Origin of the sequence: Acinetobacter soli, assembly GCF_018139125.1 — a bacterium.
GTDB lineage: Bacteria > Pseudomonadota > Gammaproteobacteria > Pseudomonadales > Moraxellaceae > Acinetobacter > Acinetobacter soli.
In genome coordinates this window covers 1846902-1865887 of the sequence record NZ_CP073241.1, presented here as the reverse complement: position 1 = coordinate 1865887, position 18986 = coordinate 1846902, and the positions used below count along the sequence as shown (strand labels likewise).

The 18986-nt window shown below is 45.1% G+C and carries 16 protein-coding genes; 6 read left to right on the top strand and 10 right to left on the bottom strand.

Translation table 11 applies throughout. The annotated features are described in order from the left end of the window. Positions 1-99: 99 nt before the first annotated feature. On the top strand, positions 100-1008 hold the full coding sequence (locus KCV09_RS08575; RefSeq protein WP_151815851.1) for an AEC family transporter: 909 nt from the start codon (positions 100-102) through the stop codon (positions 1006-1008). A gap of 36 nt (positions 1009-1044) precedes the next feature. Here the strand turns inward: KCV09_RS08575 and KCV09_RS08570 are convergent, their stop codons facing one another. Beyond that, positions 1045-1659 carry a hypothetical protein gene (locus KCV09_RS08570; RefSeq protein ID WP_151815850.1) on the bottom strand — a complete coding sequence of 205 codons (615 nt, stop codon included), beginning with the start codon at positions 1657-1659 and terminating at the stop codon, positions 1045-1047. A gap of 277 nt (positions 1660-1936) precedes the next feature. Here KCV09_RS08570 and KCV09_RS08565 point away from each other — a divergent pair, with 277 nt between their 5' ends. After that, positions 1937-2518 carry a hypothetical protein gene (locus tag KCV09_RS08565; protein WP_104124868.1) on the top strand — a complete coding sequence of 194 codons (582 nt, stop codon included), beginning with the start codon at positions 1937-1939 and terminating at the stop codon, positions 2516-2518. A 68-nt stretch (positions 2519-2586) separates the two neighbouring features. Here KCV09_RS08565 and KCV09_RS08560 read toward each other — a convergent pair whose 3' ends face one another. Next, positions 2587-5490, bottom strand: a complete 2904-nt coding sequence (locus tag KCV09_RS08560) for a valine--tRNA ligase (protein WP_212515031.1) — start codon at positions 5488-5490, stop codon at positions 2587-2589. Between the two features lie 178 nt (positions 5491-5668). Between KCV09_RS08560 and KCV09_RS08555 the strand changes: the two genes are divergently transcribed. Together KCV09_RS08555 and KCV09_RS08550 are read left to right on the top strand one after the other, a co-directional pair. After that, on the top strand, positions 5669-6349 hold the full coding sequence (locus KCV09_RS08555) for a hypothetical protein (RefSeq protein WP_048765904.1): 681 nt from the start codon (positions 5669-5671) through the stop codon (positions 6347-6349). A 26-nt stretch (positions 6350-6375) separates the two neighbouring features. Then, on the top strand, positions 6376-7182 hold the full coding sequence (locus KCV09_RS08550) for an SDR family NAD(P)-dependent oxidoreductase (RefSeq protein ID WP_004941097.1): 807 nt from the start codon (positions 6376-6378) through the stop codon (positions 7180-7182). Positions 7183-7264: 82 nt separating this feature from the next. Here KCV09_RS08550 and KCV09_RS08545 read toward each other — a convergent pair whose 3' ends face one another. The 8 genes from KCV09_RS08545 to sdsA form a co-directional block, all read right to left on the bottom strand. After that, on the bottom strand, positions 7265-7708 hold the full coding sequence (locus KCV09_RS08545; protein ID WP_212515030.1) for a YbjQ family protein: 444 nt from the start codon (positions 7706-7708) through the stop codon (positions 7265-7267). 14 nt (positions 7709-7722) lie between these two features. Beyond that, the gene (locus KCV09_RS08540) at positions 7723-8070 is read right to left on the bottom strand and encodes a YbjQ family protein (protein ID WP_004941091.1); all 348 of its coding nucleotides are present in this window, start codon (positions 8068-8070) and stop codon (positions 7723-7725) included. 111 nt (positions 8071-8181) lie between these two features. After that, on the bottom strand, positions 8182-9633 hold the full coding sequence (gene adeK / locus KCV09_RS08535; RefSeq protein WP_212515763.1) for a multidrug efflux RND transporter AdeIJK outer membrane channel subunit AdeK: 1452 nt from the start codon (positions 9631-9633) through the stop codon (positions 8182-8184). Further along, entirely contained in the window at positions 9633-12812 is a 3180-nt protein-coding gene (gene adeJ / locus KCV09_RS08530; protein ID WP_004941086.1) for a multidrug efflux RND transporter permease subunit AdeJ, read from the bottom strand. Before adeJ ends, adeK begins: the two co-directional genes overlap by 1 nt. A gap of 12 nt (positions 12813-12824) precedes the next feature. Beyond that, positions 12825-14099 carry an AdeA/AdeI family multidrug efflux RND transporter periplasmic adaptor subunit gene (locus tag KCV09_RS08525; RefSeq protein ID WP_104124871.1) on the bottom strand — a complete coding sequence of 425 codons (1275 nt, stop codon included), beginning with the start codon at positions 14097-14099 and terminating at the stop codon, positions 12825-12827. Then, positions 14096-14737, bottom strand: a complete 642-nt coding sequence (locus KCV09_RS08520) for a phosphatase PAP2 family protein (protein ID WP_004941081.1) — start codon at positions 14735-14737, stop codon at positions 14096-14098. The genes KCV09_RS08525 and KCV09_RS08520 overlap by 4 nt, the downstream gene beginning before the upstream one ends. Before the next feature lie 152 nt (positions 14738-14889). Beyond that, positions 14890-16944, bottom strand: a complete 2055-nt coding sequence (locus KCV09_RS08515; protein ID WP_212515029.1) for a site-specific recombinase — start codon at positions 16942-16944, stop codon at positions 14890-14892. A 29-nt stretch (positions 16945-16973) separates the two neighbouring features. Then, the gene (gene sdsA, locus KCV09_RS08510; RefSeq protein WP_004941075.1) at positions 16974-17951 is read right to left on the bottom strand and encodes an All-trans-nonaprenyl-diphosphate synthase; all 978 of its coding nucleotides are present in this window, start codon (positions 17949-17951) and stop codon (positions 16974-16976) included. 441 nt (positions 17952-18392) lie between these two features. On the opposite strand from sdsA, the gene rplU reads away from it, so the two are divergent. After that, positions 18393-18704, top strand: coding sequence for a 50S ribosomal protein L21 (gene rplU, locus KCV09_RS08505; protein ID WP_004941071.1), 312 nt, complete (start codon positions 18393-18395; stop codon positions 18702-18704). An 18-nt stretch (positions 18705-18722) separates the two neighbouring features. Further along, a complete protein-coding gene (gene rpmA / locus KCV09_RS08500) occupies positions 18723-18980 on the top strand; it encodes a 50S ribosomal protein L27 (RefSeq protein WP_004929519.1) in 258 nt (85 codons plus the stop codon). Positions 18981-18986: the final 6 nt, after the last annotated feature.

Genomic DNA, 18986 nt, shown 5'->3' with positions numbered 1-18986 from the left:
TCATTTGCTTAAGTTTAACGCAAATTTTAAGCCTGATCCGATTTTTGCGCATAGAATGAATCAGGATTTAAAAATAACGATAGTAGACACTGATCGAACATGGCTCATATCTTTCTTGCACTTTTTCCCCTGATTGCGCTCATTGCGACAGGGTATCTGTTTAAAACCTATCAATTTTTTAGTGCAGAATTTTGGGCAGGCGCAGAAAAACTCAATTATTACGTGCTCTTTCCAGCGCTACTGTTTCATACCCTTGTTACGGCCAAAATTGATTTTCAAAATCTTAAGTACGTCATTTTCGCCATGTTTGCAGTTATTGCTGTGGCCACCGCTGTGCTGTATGGCATCAAGTATTTCAAAAATATCCGACCGGCACGCTTTGGTGTGCATGTACAAAGTATTGTGCGTTTTAATACCTATATTGGCTTGGCTTTGGTGGCAGCGCTCTATCACAAAGAGGGCATGGCGATCTTGGCCATTTTACTGGCGGTGAGTATTCCGGTAGTCAATGTAATTTCGGTGCTTTCACTCACCTCAAGTGAAAATATGGCCCTTAGACCCGTACTGCTGGCATTACTGAAAAATCCGCTCATTGTCTCTTGTCTATTTGGTGGTGTATTCAATGCACTCCAGATTCCGCTGTGGGACGGTATTTTAAATTTACTCAAGCTGTTTTCATCGTCCAGCTTACCTTTGGGGTTACTCTGTGTAGGCGCGGCGTTACAGTTTATGGAAATGAAAAAAGATGTGCCCACCTTGCTACTCGATACCGCTGCGCGTTTGCTTGTCGTGCCTGCGCTGGCTTATGTGGTGTGTATGTGGATGGGTTTATCGGCGCTTGAAACCCAGATCATGGTGGTCTTTTTTGCATTGCCTACGGCATCTGCGGCTTACATTTTAACCAAAGTGCTGCGTGGTGATAGTCAGCTTATGGCAGCAGTGATTAGCTTACAAACCCTGTGTGCGGCCGTGACCTTACCGCTGGTGATTTGGTGGGTGGGTCAATAAGTTAGCGTCTTTTAATGCTGTATGACGTTTTACTGGCTAGCATAAATACACCCGTTGAATGGTTTTCTCTTTTAAATAAAACAGAGATGCGGCACAGGTCGCATCTGCCGTACTGGCTTCAACACCTTCATTTTTTAAAATCAGACGAGCTTCTTTGGGCGCTTCTTCAAAAGGTACAATATCGGCACCATCTAGTTTCGACATATCTACAAAATTTTCTCCCCGTTCAGTTGGCTCAAACGTGGTGAATACATTTAAATCATAATCATGACTGTCATTTTGGTAGTAATACACATCCTTGCTGTTGCCAAGGCGAAACTCAAACAAATATTGCAAGCTTTTGGCATTCGGATTTTTAAGTACCCGAAACGCATCAGGGTGGCCATCACCATTCGCATCGATGATAAGCGGTTGTTTTAAATAGGTGGGATCGACCACATAACCTTCTGGTAAAGGCGTAGGGTTATCTACCAAATACGTTGGTTTAGAAGCAGCTTGCGCCTTCATATGAGCGGCGGGTTGAGCGGTATTTGTTTCTTGCTTTACTGCTGCTGCGTGTTGTGGTGCAGTATTTTGCGTTGTCGAAGGGGCTTGCGGGCTACAGGCACTGAATATACCCACCATCCACAATATTCCATATTGCTTTTTCATGTTGATCTTCTTGTATTGAAAATAGCCCATGCTGGGTGCTTTATGGTAACGCTTAAATTGAAAATCTTAAAGTTGATACATGGTAATTTACATTGATTAAAACGTAAGGATAAAAAATAATGTTAAATGAGTACAGTTAGCGATTAATTTTAAATTTATCTTTCATTAATAATTATTAATTATTAATTTAATTTTAATTTGAAAAGAATTAAAATATCAATTCAGTTAAAGAATCAATCTTTATTAAAATTAATCTAAAATTTATTTGTGAAATATTATGAAAAAAATATTACTTGTTGGATTATCAGTTGCTCTAGGCGTTTCTGCTTGTACTTCTAACCCAAAAGATATGAGTTCGAAATCAAAAAATGTTACTGAGTTCAATAGCATAAACCATAAACAATATAAGTTGAATAATGTAAATATTCGCTTAGATAGTTCTGTAGAGAAAGAAGGCTTCCTTACGAAAGACACTATTCAAAAGGTATATTTGGATGAATTAAATAAGCAACTACAATTACAGCACAAAAATGTGACCAATCCATCAGCTAAGTTTGCTTTGGTTGATGTAGATTTAACTCATAAAAGAATATTCATGGGCGAAGGACTAAAATTTATTGGTGGTAATCGTATTGTCGGAGGATATGCTGATACCGTCTTTACTTATAAGGTTAAAGTAATTTACAACGGTGAAGTTGTTCAAAACTTTGAGCGCGAAAAACAGATTGCAAGAAAAGGTGGTTTGATTGGTAATTTCAAAAAAATAGCTCGAGATTTGTCTAGTTCTGGCAAACCAGAAAATGAAATTCAAGATTTACAAAAAGTCTCAGCTGCTATTGTGGCTGATTTGAAGCCATAAAAAGATTTTTTTTCAATCTATAAAAAAGCCACCATAAGGTGGCTTTTTTATACTAAAGAAACAACACCTTAAAGCGCAGCAATCTGTTCCATGCTTTGCTTAATTTTCACGAGCTGATCAGCAAATTCAGCCAATTTCACTTTTTCACCTTCAACAACTGCTGCTGGAGCTTTGGCAACAAAGCCTTCATTGGCAAGTTTGTTGGCAATCTGGTCATGCTGCTTTTGTACTTTATCCAAATCTTTCTGTAAGCGGCCCAATTCTGCTTTTGGGTCGATCAAGCCTTTCATTGGAACAAATACAGATGCGTGGCCTACAACGCTAGAAGATGACAGTGGCGGCTCTTCACCTTGTGCCAAGAACGTAATGCTTTCTACTTTGGCCAAAGCTTTAAATAGCGGCTGAATACGTTCGATCTGCGTGCGTTCGCTGTCAGAGATGTTTTGAAGCAACACTGGCAACAAGCGGGCATTACCCAAGCCCATTTCACCACGGATATTACGTACAGCACCAATCAAGCCTTGAAGCCATTGCATATCGGCTTCGGCTTGTTCATTCATTTTTGCAGCTTCCGGCACTGGGTATTTCGCCGTCATGATGGTGTCGCCACCTTTACCAATCATTGGTGCAAGCGTCTGCCAGATTTCTTCGGTCAGATACGGCATCAGTGGGTGCGCCAAACGAAGTGAGGCTTCCATCACTGCAAGCAATACGCGGCGAACTTCTGCTTTACGTTCTTCCGAAACTTCTGCATCGTTCAAAACTGGCTTGGTCAGCTCGACATACCAGTCGCAGTATTCGTTCCAAATGAAGTCATAAATGGTTTGCGCAGCAAGATCCAGACGATACGTTGCAAATGCCTGATGTACCGCTTGCTCCGCTTTTTGTAGGCGGCTCATGATCCATTGCTCTGGCAATTCCCATAGCTCTGGGCGAGCTTCCTGAGCAACGGTTTGACCTTCTACGTTCATGAGTACGAAGCGGGTCGCGTTCCAGATTTTGTTACAGAAATTACGGTAGCCTTCTACACGCTTCAAATCAAACTTAATGTCACGGCCAGTGTTGGCAAGGGCACAGAACGTGAAACGCACGGCATCTGTACCATACGAGTTAATTCCTTCTGGGAATTCTTTACGTGTGGCTTTTTCAATTTTTTCGGCTTGTTTCGGGTTCATCAAACCAAAAGTACGTTTTTGTACCAAGCTTTCAAGATCAATCCCGTCAATCAAATCGAGCGGATCAAGTACGTTACCTTTCGATTTCGACATCTTCTGGCCTTCGCCATCACGTACCAAACCATGTACATATACGGTCTTAAACGGCACTTGTGGCGTACCATCCTCATTCTTCATGAAGTGCATGGTCATCATGATCATGCGCGCCACCCAGAAGAAGATAATGTCAAAACCAGTTACCAATACATCGGTCGGGTGGAAGGTATTGAGGAAATAGTTTTCCGCATCTTTCTTGGCATCGCCTGTCCAGCCCAAGGTCGAGAATGTCCAGAGGCCCGAAGAGAACCATGTGTCTAACACGTCTTCGTCTTGTTGAAGCGCAAGGTCGGCAGCAAGGTTGTTTTTCGCACGAACTTCTTCTTCGTTACGGCCAACATATACATTGCCTTCAGCGTCGTACCATGCCGGAATACGGTGGCCCCACCACAACTGACGTGAAATACACCAGTCTTGAATGTTGTTCATCCATGCCATATACATGTTGGTGTATTGCTCTGGTACAAACTTGATGCGTCCGTCTTGAACTGCTTCAATTGCAGGCTGTGCCAATGGCGCAATTTTTACATACCACTGGTCGGTTAAAAGTGGCTCCACAATCACGCCTGAACGGTCACCGCGTGGCGCTTTGAGGTCATACGGCTGAATCTGGTCTAACCAGCCTTCTGCTTCGGCTTGTGCAACCAGTTTCTTACGTGCAGCAAAACGCTCCAAGCCAACATAATCTGCTGGCGCTGCAATTGCGTCAGAAATTTGTTCGCCAGCTTTTGCAATATATTCAAACTCAGCCAGAACTTCGGCATTTTTATTGAAGATATTGATAATTGGCAAATCGTGGCGTTTACCCAAGTCGTAATCGTTAAAGTCGTGTGCAGGGGTGATTTTGACACAGCCTGTTCCGAAATCTTTTTCGACGTATTCATCGGCAACAATTGGAACCAAACGGCCCGTAATTGGCAACACAATATTTTTGCCAATTAAGTGCACATAGCGTTCGTCTTCCGGATGTACCGCAACCGCAGTATCGCCTAATAGCGTTTCAGGACGCGTCGTGGCCACCACAAGGAAATCATGGCCATCTTGGGTTTTGAGTGACTTGTCTTCAAAGAAATATTTGAAATGCCACAACGAGCCTTTTTCTTCAACCGACTCAACTTCAAGATCAGACAGCGCCGTTTGTAGTTTCGGGTCCCAGTTTACCAAGCGTTTACCGCGGTAAATCAAGCCTTGCTCGTGTAGTTGAACAAACACTTCTTTTACGGCATTAGACAAACCATCGTCCATGGTAAAGCGTTCACGTGACCAGTCGACCGAAGAACCCAAACGACGAATTTGTTTGGTGATAGTGCCGCCAGATTGCTCTTTCCATTCCCAGACTTTGTCAATAAATTGCTCACGGCCCAAATCGTGACGGCTGACATTTTGTGCAGCCAACTGACGCTCTACGACCATTTGCGTGGCAATACCCGCGTGGTCGGTTCCCGGCTGCCATAAGGTATTTTTACCCATCATGCGGTTGTAGCGGGTGAGGGCATCCATAATGGCATTGTTAAAGCCGTGCCCCATGTGCAAGCTACCGGTGACGTTTGGCGGCGGAATCATTATACAAAACGAGTCACCTTGACCGGATGGCTTAAAGTAGCCTTTCTCTTCCCAGATTTGATACCATTTTCTTTCAATATCAGTGGGATCATAGGTGGTTGCGATGTTTTGGGCAGATTGAGCGTTGGCGTCAGTCATAGTAAAAATCAAAAATGAATAAAAAATTGCGACTATTGTAGCAAAAAATACATCGGAATTAATGCTTAACTCATCGACAAAAAATTTACCTGCTCGGTAAAACACGCTAGATTAAACCCAAACGCAGACATTCATGTCTTTACATGAATATCAGACAATAAAATGCGAGGGATGCTTCATGGGATATGCTGTATTTCTTAAAATCGATGAGGCCACGCATCATCATTTTGATCAGATTCATGCCCAGCTCAATCAGGGCACTACACAGCCGCAGTCCAAGCAATTGGGAATCGTACTTTCCGACATTTCCTGTCAAATCATTCAGCAAGTCTTTGGCGATATGCTGGCACAGCAAAAGCATAAGCCCGATCAGTCCTTCATCAAACAAATCGACGAGTCTGAAAAAGTCATTCAGCAGGTTATGGCCACCATGAAAAAATATTTGCCGTGGTCAGTTTCATTTTTTAGCAATGAACGTCTGCTGCCACTGGTCAATTATCTGGCAAGTACCTTTCGAACAGAAGCGCAGACCACCTATATGCGCTACAGCCTCGATTCGGTCTTGGTGCAGGATACCTTTTCTGCGGTCGATAAAGTCCGCGCAGGGCAAGCGGTATATGTACCCAAAGCTTTTCAGGCGCTCACACAAATTGTCGATCAGGGCGTTACACAGCTCATTCGGACACCGAAGCAGCTCCTTAAGTTTAATCTGGTGGTCGATAAAACCTTAAACGGCGTGATTCATATGACCACGCATCTGGGCTACAAGCGTCTGGAAAAGCTGGGCACGCAAATTGACCCCGATATGGCAAATGACTATATTGAACACTTTATGGCATTTTTAAAAAAAGAAGCCTAACGCATTTATTTATAGGGTAAATTCTAATGTCAAAACTCAACTCGCTCGAAAATAAAGTGGTCTGGATTACAGGGGCATCTTCAGGTTTGGGTAAAGCCTTGGCACGTGAGTGTGCCTTACAAGGGGCACAGGTCATCTTAACTGCACGTCGTTATGATGAACTCGAAGCGGTGCGAGTGGGGCTATTTAAACCAGAACAGCATCTGTCTGTGGCTGCCGACATTACCGACGAATCTCAAGTGCGTCATGCCTATGCAGAAGTGTTAGCACAAAAAGGACGTATCGATTGGCTCATCAATAATGCGGGCCTGAGTCAACGCGCACTCATTCAAGACACCACCATGCAAACCGAACGTGCGATTATGGAAATTGATTATTTCTCGCAAGTGTTTCTGACCAAAACTGTATTGCCGACTTTTTTACAGCAAAAATCCGGACGCATTGCCTATGTGTCGAGTGTCGCGGGTTTGCTCGGAACACAGTACCGTGCCAGTTATTCGGCAGCCAAAGCCGCTATTCATATGTGGGCCAACAGCTTGCGCGCCGAAGTGGCAGATCAGGGCGTTGGGGTTTCGGTGATCTTTCCCGGTTTTGTGAAAACCAATGTGTCACTCAATGCACTCAATGGAGAGGGAAAACCTCAAGGCCATCAAGATGAAGCCATTGAAAATGGTTTGGAGCCAGATGTATTTGCTCAAACCGTAGTTCGAGCACTGATCAATGATGAAGAATACATTGTAGTTGGTGGTGCCAAAGAAAAGTTAGGCGTACTGGTGTCTCGCTTATCGCCATCACTCTTGTACAAAATGATCCGTAAAACCAAAGTGAAATAATCAAGCAGTTCAATCTCTTTCAAGGACGCAAAATATCGCGTCCTTGTCGAGTGAGTTTTTAATCGATGACTTACTCAGCCACTCAGCGGACTGTTTGGTTAATCGCGGTACCATAGGCGAAGACTTCAACCATTCCGCCTTGCATGCCCAGTTCGGTGGTACTTAAACGTAGCCCCATAATATGCGTGCATCCACATTGCTGCGCCTGAAGTTTAAGCCTAACAATCGCTTCGCGCCGTGCCCGCTCTACCACGGTTTCATAGCTGTTGAGTCTGCCACCAAAGAAATTTTGAATATTGGCAATGATGTATTTAAAGTAATCGTGGGAAATTACCACATTACTTGAAACGAATTGTCCCGGCTGAACAGGTTGTACAAAACGATTGGTATCGAGTTGAATATGCGCCAGTAGTCGTTCTTTTTGTTCTAATTCTTTGAGGTGTTTACGCTCAAAGTATCTTCCAAATCCCCAGCCCACGACAAAGAGCACCACAAAAACGCCAAGCTGAAAAATAAGATTTTCCATGCAGTTGTCCTTGTTTACTGAAACGGATCGGGAAGCTTGGGCGTATTGGGCTGCACAATCACGGCTGTACCGTATACAAACAGCTCCGAAGCACCTTGAGTAATATTAGAGGTCGAAAAGCGAATCCCTACAATGGCATTGGCACCGAGTTGTTGGGCTTTGGCAATCATACGTTGCATCGCTTCTTGACGCGATTCTTCTAACAGCTCGGTGTAGGCAGTCAGCTCACCACCCACAATATTTTTAAGTCCTGCCAGCAAATCACGACCAACATGCTTGCTTCGAACAGTACTTCCATACACCACGTCGAGTTGCTGCGTAATGTGATGGCCTGGCATATTTTCTAAATTACTTAATAATATACAGTTTTCTTTTTGGCATAATAAATATCAAGATAAGAAAAAAGAAACCACGTTGCAATGAAAAACACATAAAAAAAAGCCCACCGAAGTGAGCTTTTCTAGAGCATTTGATTATTTTTTATTGCGTTCTGCACTCGATGCCGGATAGGTTACCGTCTGGGTTGAGGTTGCTTTTACACCGCCGCCCAAGGTTTTATACAGCTCGACCTGATTGTTTAAATTGGCTTGTTGAAGCAAAAGTAAACCCTGTTCCGCCGAATACGAGGTACGCTGTGCATCGAGTACCGTCAAGTAACCGTCAATACCTGCACGGAAACGCGCAGTAGAGAGGGTATAGTTACGGTTCGTTGCTTCCACCAAACGACGCTGTGCCTGTAAACGATCGCCAATGTTATTGCGCGTTGCCAGAGCATCATTTACTTCACGAAATGCGGTTTGAATCGACTTTTCGTAACTTGCTAAAGCCAACTGCTGGTCGGTTTTAGAGATGTTGACATTGGCACGGCGCGTACCCCAGTCAAAAATTGGTAAGTCGAGACTTGGACCAATCGACCAGATACCTGCACCCGATTTAAACAAATCGCTCAATTCAGTTGACGCATAACCCGCCGATCCGGTGAGTGTAATCGTTGGAAATAACGCGGCTTTTGCTGCACCAATATTGGCACCTGCTGCACTGAGTTGATATTCCGAAGATTTCACATCTGGGCGGTTATTAAGTAAGTCACTTGGTAAACCCGTAGCAAAAATACTTTCACGCGTAATTGAACTGACCGGCTGATTCGGTAGCAAGTTTTGTGGCACTTGCTGACCCACCAATAGATCGAGCAGGTTTTTGGCCTGAGCCATCTGAGTCTTGTAGTTGGCAACGTCATCACGCGCTGTTTCAACTGAAATTTGAGCCTGACGCAGCGGTACTTCACTATCAATACCCACATCAAAACGTTTTTTATTCAGGTTGTACGCATCGAGCTGTGATTTCAATGTTTGATCAGCCAGTTTTAAATTGGCAGTTGCAAACGAATAGCTCAACCATGCCTGAGCCACCTGACTCACCAGACTGATCTGGGTGGAGTCACGTGCTGCTTGTGTCGAGAGGTAATTGTCGAGTGCTGCATCTTTTAAGCTACGAACACGTCCCCAAAAATCCAGCTCATAGGCAGTCACGCCTAAACCGACCTGATACGTCGAGTAAGGATTGTTTGGATCACGTGTAGACGACACTTGACGAATCGCACTACCACTGGCACCAATGGTAGGTAACTGATCGTTTTTGGTAATCTGATACTGTTGTTGCGCACGCTGAATATTCAGTGCAGCAGTACGTAGATCACGGTTATTGTTGAGCGCCAAATCAATCACTTGCAATAAGCGAGGATCAGAGAAAAAGTCTTTGTAGCCTTGCTCAGCAATAGACGGTCCTGAAGCATTTGAACTGTAGCTTGCAGGGATATCGGCTTTGGCAACTGGTTCTGGGCCACGCATGCTTTGACACGCGGTCAAAGCAAGCGCAAGTGCAGATACCGCAATGCTACGACCTGAAATAGACCATACTTTTTGCATCACGATCTGTGCTCCTGATTGTTGATGGTTTTAGGTTTGTACTTAAAGACACTTCGAATCCACACGAAGAACAATGGAATAAAGAAGATACCTAAAAGTGTTGAGCTGATCACACCGCCAAGAACACCATAGCCGACTGAATGCTGACTACCTGCACCTGCACCAGAGGCAAGCGCGAGAGGAAGTACACCAAAGCCGAAGGCGAGGGTGGTCATGATGATTGGGCGTAGACGCATTTTAGCGGCATGTAAGGTCGCTTCAAGTAAGTCTTCACCTTTTTCTTGCAGTTCTTTGGCAAACTCGACAATCAAGATCGCATTTTTTGCCGACAAACCAATCACCGCAATCATGGCAACTTGGAAGTAAATGTTATTGGATAAGTTCGGATCGCCTTTAATCATCGAGCCAAAGAAGGTTAACAAAACGGCACCAAATACACCCAATGGCACCACCAGTAAGACCGAAAACGGAATCGACCAGCTTTCATACAGTGCAGCCAAGCACAAGAATACGATCAGCAACGACAATGCGTACAAGAATGGTGCCTGAGCGCCTGATTCGCGTTCTTCAAGCGATAAGCCGGTCCACTCATAGTCAAAGCCTTGTAAGCCCATCGATGGCAATTTGTTAACAATCTCTTCCATGGCCATCATGGCATCGCCCGAGCTGACACCCGTTGCTGGAGTACCTTGAAGGTTGACCGAAGACACACCGTTATAACGCTCAAGGCGTGGTGAACCATACGTCCATTCGCCTGTCGCAAAGGCAGAGAACGGAACCATGGTGCCCGCACTATTACGAACATACCATTTGTCTAAATCGCCCGGCATCATGCGGCTGGCCGCATCACCTTGCAAGTAGACTTTTTTCACACGACCACGATCTACGAAATCGTTAATGTAAGATCCGCCCCATGCAATACTCATGGTGGTGTTGATATCGGAGATACTTACACCCATCGAACCTGCTTTGGCCTGATCGATATTGATTTGATATTGCGGTGTATCTTCTTGCCCGTTAGGACGAACACCTGTTAAGCGCTTGTCTTGTGCGGCCATACCCAAAATGGCATTACGCGCAGCAATTAGCTTGTCATGGCCTTGTCCGCTTGAATCTTTCAACTGCAAGTTAAAGCCTGCTGTGACACCGAGTTCAGGCATCGACGGCAATTGCAACGGAATGATGTACGATGCGTCTTTGACGATCATATTCAGTGCCATACCGCGCTGGATGATATTCCCAATCTGGGTTTCAGGCGTGGTCCGCTCACTCCAGTCTTTTAGACGGATAAAGGCAAGACCTGCGTTTTGACCCACACCGGTAAATGAGAAGCCCGATACAGTAAAGATCGACTGAACCGAATCTTTTTCCTTATCGAGGAAATAGTTGGTCATGGTATCAATGACTTTACCAGTTCGGTCTAAGGTCGCATTTGGTGGTAACTGCACTAAGGTCAGTACGATACCTTGGTCTTCTTCTGGTAAGAAAGATGATGGCAGTTTGACAAAAACAAAGACCAAAATCCCGACCACAGCAGCATACAAAAGTCCAGAGAATAACTTGTGATGCAACATGCGCCCCACACCATTTTGATAGCCATTCGATAGACGATCAAAACTGTGGTTAAACCAGCGGAAAAAGCGGGCAAATACATTGTTACTTGGCTTTTTGTTTGGATCATGCTGTTTAAGCAAGGTCGCACACAGGGCAGGGGTGAAGGTCAGAGCTACGATTAGCGAGAGCACCATCGCGGTGACCAGCGTAATCGAAAACTGACGATAAATGACCCCGGTAGTGCCAGAGAAAAATGCCATCGGTACGAATACCGCAGAAAGTACACTGGTGATCCCGATCAGGGCGCCAGAAATTTGCTGCATCGAGTGTTCGGTCGCAGTGACGGGGTCACTGTGTTCTTCAGCCATTACCCGTTCGACGTTTTCGACCACCACAATTGCATCATCGACCAAGAGACCAATGGCCAGTACCATGGCAAACATGGTCAGGGTGTTGATGGAGAAGCCAAAAATATTGATGACGGCGAAGGTTCCGAGTACAACTACAGGCACTGCAAGCGTTGGAATAATCGTTGCACGCCAGTTTTGTAGGAACAAGAACATCACGATAAACACCAGTACCACAGCTTCAATCAGTGTATGTACAACACTTTCAATCGAGAGGCGGATAAACGGTGTTGTGTCATACGCAAGCTGATCTTTTAGACCGGCAGGGTAGTTCTTACGTAACTGTTCTAAACGGTTTTCAACAGCTTGCGCTGTGTCTAACGCATTGGCACCAGTTGCAAGCTTGATAGCGAGACCACCCGCAGCTTTGCCGTTATATTTCGACTCAAACTGATAATTGTCTGAACCAAGTTCTACACGTGCAACATCTTGGAGTCGAACTTGAGCACCACCTGCGGTATTTTTCAAGAAGATATTACGAAATTCTTCTGGCGTTTGAAGCAGACTTTGCGCAGTTACTGTTGCGTTCAGAACTTGCCCATTGACGGCAGGTGCACCACCTAACTGACCCACTGCAACTTGCGCATTTTGAGCTTTAAGTGCAGTTGCTACGTCACTTGGTGTAAGTTGATAGCTGGTGAGTTTGGCTGGATCGAGCCAGATTCGCATGGCATAAGAGCCACCAAATACCTGAATCTCACCTACGCCTTCTACACGGCTAAGGGGTTCAGAAATATTTGAGTTTACGTAATCTTTAATGTCTGCATCAGACAGGCTGCCATCAGGTGAGTAAAATGCAATCACCTGTAAGAAGCTGCTGCCCGATTTGGTCACTTTCACGCCTTGGCGCTGTACATCTTCAGGTAAGAGTGCCGTTGCAGACTGCAACTTGTTTTGCACCTGTACCTGTGCGATATCTGGATCAATGCCTTGTTCAAAGTTTAATTGAATCGAGGCCTGACCGTTACCAGCACTGTTTGATGAAATATAACGTAAGCCATCCAGACCATTCATCTGTTGCTCAATAATCTGTGTCACTGTGTTTTCAACAGTTTGAGCAGATGCACCTGGATAAGTTGCAGCAATAGTAATGGTAGGCGGCGCAATCGTAGGATATTGTGCAATTGGCATTTTGGTCAGCGTAAGAATACCCGCCAACATAATGACCAATGCAATCACCCACGCAAAAATGGGGCGATGAATAAAAAACTTAGCCATTCTGTCTACCCCTTATGTATTTGAAGTAGTTTTTTGATCAGAAGGCGCCTTGTTCTGTTCAGTCATTTGTGGCTTGCCTGAGGTTGTTCCTTGAGCAGCTGCACCTTGTGGAGCGGCTGATTGCTCAGGTTTGGCCTGATATGGCTCAACCTTCACCTGCTGGCCTTCTTTAACTTTGGCTACGCCATCGACAATGACTTTATCGCCCTGTTTCAAGCCGCCAGTCACAATCCAGTTTTGACCTTGAACGCCAGAGGTCTGGATTTGACGTGTTTCAACCACACCTTTGGCATTGGCAATCATTGCAGTGGCTTGACCCGTTGGCGTACGGGTAACCGCAGCTTGTGGAATCAAATATGCATTTGGAATAACGGCCTGTGCAATCTGCGCCGTGGCGTACATGCCCGGTAACAACAAGTGATTCGGGTTTGGAAACACCGCGCGTACCGTAATGGTTCCGGTTTCGGTGCTCACAGACGCATCAGAGAACGCCAATCGCCCTTCAATTGGATACATTGAACCATCTTCAAGACGAAGTTTGACTTTGGTGTTATTGCTGTTGTCTAGGCTACCTTTGCTCAGTTGCTGACGCAAACGAAGTAATTCGGCACTAGACTGCTGAATATCGACATAAATCGGGTCAAGCTGTTGAATGCTGACCAACGCTGTGGTCTGGTTTGCAGTCACCAAAGCACCCGCTGTAACCGACGATTTACCCGATTGACCCGAAATAGGTGAGCGAATGGTCGAATAGCCCAGATCGACTTCTGCATTTTTCACTTGTGCGCGTGCAGCCGCAACTTGTGCTTCGGCAACGTTGACCTGACCCACTAAATCGTCATAATCCTGTTTGGCCACGGCATTGCTCGAAACCAATTGCTTATAACGGTTGAGTTTGGTTCTTAATGAACTGAGGTTGGCCTGTTGTTGCAGCAGCGCAGCTTTTGCATTGTCGAGTGTGGCACGGTTGGTTCGAGAGTCGAGCTCATAAAGCGCTTGACCTTCACGTACGTAGCTGCCTTCTGCAAACAGGCGTTTTAAAATAATACCGCTGGTCTGTGGACGAACCTCAGAAATCTGGTACGCCGATGTGCGTCCAGACAATTCCACAGATTGTTCTACGCTTTGTGGTTGAGCAACAATGACACCTACTTGAGGAGGTGGCATCTGCTGTGCAGCTGCCGCTTGCTCAGCATTCTTGGAATCTTTGCTACAACCAACAAGTGCAATACTTGTTGCCAATGCGCAAGCAGTAAGGGCAGGAACCCAAAGCTTAGCCGACGTCATTCTTTCACCTCATTTAGATTCTTATCTAAAAATAATTTGTTTTTGTCTAACTTGGTTGTTAATAGCCCCAGCCAAAGCAACGAGGTCCAAATTAAACCAATGCCCCAGCCTGCCAATACATCGGTAGGATAGTGAACCCCGACGTAAACTCTTGAAACCCCCATCATGCCAAACCACAGCAAGGCCACAAATGCAATTGGGAAATACCGAGGATGGTGGCGGTAAATCAACAGCGCGAGGCCTGCAAGTGTGGCTGCATAAACACTGTGAGCACTTGGAAACGATGCACCATAACTGTTGACGATGTGATACATCTCTGGCGGACGTGGTCTATCGAAGCACCATTTAAAGAGCCACCCCAATCCTATACTGCCCAACACACTTAAAACGATAAAGACGACAATTGCTTTTTTACCGTTTAAGAAGTGGATAAGGCACCACAGCACAGTAATAAGAAGCACCGCAGGCATACCACCCAAGAAAGCAAGTCCGGTTGAAAGATGGTCAAATGCTGGATTCCTATGTTCACTCAACAACTGTACGACAGAAATGTCCCAAAACTGAGCGGTAGGAGAAAATAAAGCAGAAACGCCAACAATGAAAAAAATACAACCAATACAAAGCAGTAGGTATGGCATCACAGCAACCTTTACTGTTACCGAGGCCTTTGGCCAAGGATTGTGGAGTTAAAGTGTACTTTCGAGTACACTTTTTTTCAAGTCTAATATGCCTGATAGTAATTTCATTCTGAACAATTTTTAAGTTGCTTTAACATTACACAACAAAATTGTTAATGTTTTGTTTTTTCTGATTGAGTTAAAGGGTCTTCGACTTCAACCGGTTGTTTTGGTGGCCAAAAAAAGTCGCTTGGACGGGTCAAAAAGTGGGTCATCACCAGTTTTGCCAAGGGTTTCCACTGCTCAAAACGTACGCGCCGCGCGCGCAATGCCACGATGACCGTTAAGGTAAAGCTGACAAATAAGTTGGTTAAACCAATCATCAATACGCCCAAAAAAGAAACCACGATCAGACCGATGTCGGGTGAGCCATTGATGTTCATCAAGCCTTGAATAAAGTTGGCCGATGCAAAGGCAATATGACGAATATCGAGAGGTAGTCCCAAAATAAAGCCAATCGTGCCCATACTGCCAAGCATGATTCCGAATAAGAAATTACCTGCCAATGCCCCCAAGTTGCGTTCGACATAATCGGCAAAACGGTCTAAACGAGCTTGTCCCATCAGTCTGACTAAACGTATATCCGCTTTTAAGCGTGGACCGACTTTACGATAAACCGCCATATTGTCAAAGTAACCTGCAATCAAACCAGACAAAAATAAGCACACACCTGCAATCGCCGCATGTGGCACTGCCAGTGAGGTAAACGGATTTAAATCGTGCAGGGTTTTGGCGGCCTTGGCGTTGGTCATCAGTGGCTCATCGAGATTAAAATGCCACATAAACGCGATCAACGCCGCCACTGGTATTGCAATTGAGATATTGCCCAAAATTGCAATCAATTGGGTGCGGATAATATTAATAATGAGGGCCGCCAGTTCAGCCAGTTGTGCGTTTTTAGAACCTCTGCGCTGTTGTACGGTAGCTGCCAGTGCGGCAGCGGTCATGGCCGGTTGTTTGGTTGCCACGGTAAAGTGCAAGATATGAATCAGGACAAACCCCAGTGAGTAATTCATACTGTATACAAATGCCTGCATCAGCGGTGCCAATGTGACTCGCGCCGCCAGCGTTTTCAGGGTTGCCATGACCGCAATAATCGCACCGGCACCGGCGGCGGCCTTATACATTCCCAAAAAGCCTTTTTTGTCGGTACTCACATAGTGTTCGCCAGTTTTACTGGCATTTTCGGTGACTTGTAGAGCAATCAGTTCACTGTTGGTGCTGAGCAGCGCACGCACACTTTTTTCACTATAATGCGCGGCAGTTAAATCCTTGAGCAGTTCACCCAAAGCACGGTGTCGGCGCTGTTGATCTGCAACAACAATGGTCAGCAACAACTCAATCCGGTCTAAACACTGCTCAAGCAGCGAGAGCAGGTAGGTCAGGCTTAAACTGACCCCAATGCGTTTGGTGGCACGGCGGATTTTCAGTACCACATCGCGGCACTGATCAAACATCACCAAAGCCTGTGAGGCATCTGGTGGTTCGAGTACTGCCACTTCATGGCCGGTGTATTGCAACTGTTTGTACTGCTCAATAAACTCAATGACTTCGCGATTTTGCACCAGAAATGGTGATTCGTATTCTGAGAGTTCTGGCTGAGCGTTAATAAATTCAGGATATAAACCAATGCCGCTGATTCGATACGACAATACGGTAATGGCAGTGATCATTTCGTCATGTACAACGCGTTTGCAGTCGACATTACCGTTACTTTGCCCCAGCACCTGAAACAGCTTATTCCAGCGTGCATCTTCAATGGCATCGAGCCAGTAACGATCACTTTTTTGATGAAATACTTGACCAATCAGGGTGCGTAAATCTTTGTGATCGATCAGGCTGGGCAACACATAAGCGCCCATGCGCTGAGAAAGCTGGTTCCAAAAACCATCCTGCGACAAAATGCCGCTGTCAGAGTACAAGCCACTTTGCTTGTACTGCTGGATCAAATGCAAAATAAACGCCTGTAGGGTATAGGCAGCATTGGGGGTGATCAGTAAGGATTGTACAAATGCATCAAATTTCTTATTGATCTCATCCAGATTGCGTGTGTCGGCAGGTCTCAAGCGATTAATGAGTTCGACTGCCAAAGATTCATCTAGTGCATTCGGGCTCTGTTCAAGCTGCGACTGCATGGTGGCATAAAGATCTAATAAGTGAATATGCATAGGCAACGTATGTGTAAATTTAGTTAGTTTTATTGAATTCGATGTAGCGCCATTTCGGTCAGGTTAAACAGTGCCTGACGTGCCTCACTTTCGGGAAGCTGGCTCAACGCTGCGAGCGCGGCTTGGGTTTCTTCTTCAGCACGTTGGCGACAATAATCAAGTGCACCCGACTGCTGTACAATCTGAATCACCTGATCGAGTTGCTCGACTCCGCCCGTCGCAATACTGCGTCGAACAATAGCATGCTGCTCACCCGTGGTATGTTGTAATGCTGAAATTAACGGCAAAGTGGGTTTACCTTCCATCAAATCATCACCAATATTTTTACCTAATGTTTCGGCATCCGAGGTGTAATCTAAAATATCGTCAATGATTTGAAATGCATTACCAAAGTGCCCGGCAAAAAGACGTAGCGGCTCGCGGTATTGCGGTGTATTGGATAATATCGCTGCGCCTTCGGTGGCCAGTTCAAACAAACGCGACGTTTTGCCGTGAATAATATCTAAATAAGTTTGTTCGGTGGTCTCTGGGTCGTGTTGGGCTTGGAGCTGCAATACTTCACCTTCGGCAATTTCACAGGTACCTGTCGAGAAATCTTTTAAAAGCACCATATCATTTAAATCGACCAGCAAATCAAATGCGCGCGAAATCAGAAAGTCTCCCACCAAGACTGCGGTTTGGTTATTCCAGGTCGCATTGGCGGTTGGACGGCCGCGTCTTAAACCTGATTCGTCGACTACATCGTCGTGTACCAGCGTAGCGGTATGCAGCATCTCAATAATCGCGGCAAGTTTACGGTGTGGCGCCAAGTCTTGTGCACCACAGGCCTTTGCAGCCAATAAACACATGATCGGACGCATACGTTTTCCGCCTGCCTCAACCACATGTTTACTGACTGCCATCACCAATGCGACTTTGGAAGTGATCCCTTCATTGATAAATTTATCCATCGCTGCAAAGTCGGTTGCAACAGGTGCGAGAATATCTTGCTTAAAGTCGATGGCCATTGAAGGGGAACCTCATCAATTTAGGGGAAACGTCACTAAAGGTGATATAGATTTAATTAAATCAGATGCTTAATCAAAAAAAGCGAGCCTAGACTTATACGCCACAAGCATTTTTCTTGCAGAAAAAAACCAAAAGATTGACCTATAAATGAAACGCCAGATTTGAAAATTAAGCCCAATTTACAGTAGCAAGTTGTTTTTAAACTGTATTTGAGATTTTACACATATTCCGTTTAAAAGCTAGGTTGTGCTTTTATTTGCTTTGTGTTTAAGCGTATGCATGATCCATTTCGGCTTTAACATATTATTTTTTGTTCGCTTACTTGTTGTTTGGTCAAATTTCACTTAAAATCTGTCGCCTTATATATCCCAGTGGCGTTCGTTTTAAGTTCAGTATGTCCCTTTACTGACACGACGACACGGGCTGAGTTGGAGTACATTATGTACGCAGTAATCCAAAGCGGTGGTAAACAGCACCGTGTAGTTGAGGGTGAAACCCTTAAAGTTGAATTATTGAAAGCTGAAACCGGTTCAACTATTACGTTTGATGACGTACTTATGCTTGTAAACGGCGAAAGCATTCAAATCGGTGCTCCAGTTGTGGCTGGCGCTACAGTAACTGCAGAAGTGGTTGGTCATGGTCGTCACGACAAAATCCGCATCATCAAAATGCGTCGTCGTAAACACTACCGTAAGCAACAAGGTCACCGTCAATGGTTTACCGAGTTGAAAATTACTGGTATTTCAGGCTAATCACGAGGAGTAATAGACATGGCTTCTAAAAAAGCTGGTGGATCGACTAAAAACGGTCGTGATTCGAATCCTAAAATGTTAGGTGTTAAAATCTACGGTGGCCAATCAGTAACTGCTGGTAACATCATCGTACGTCAACGTGGTACTGAATTCCACGCTGGTGCTAACGTTGGTATGGGTCGTGACCATACATTATTTGCTACTGCTGATGGCGTAGTAAAGTTTGAAGTGAAGGGTCAGTTTGGCCGTCGCTATGTAACAGTTGAATCTGTATAAGATTTA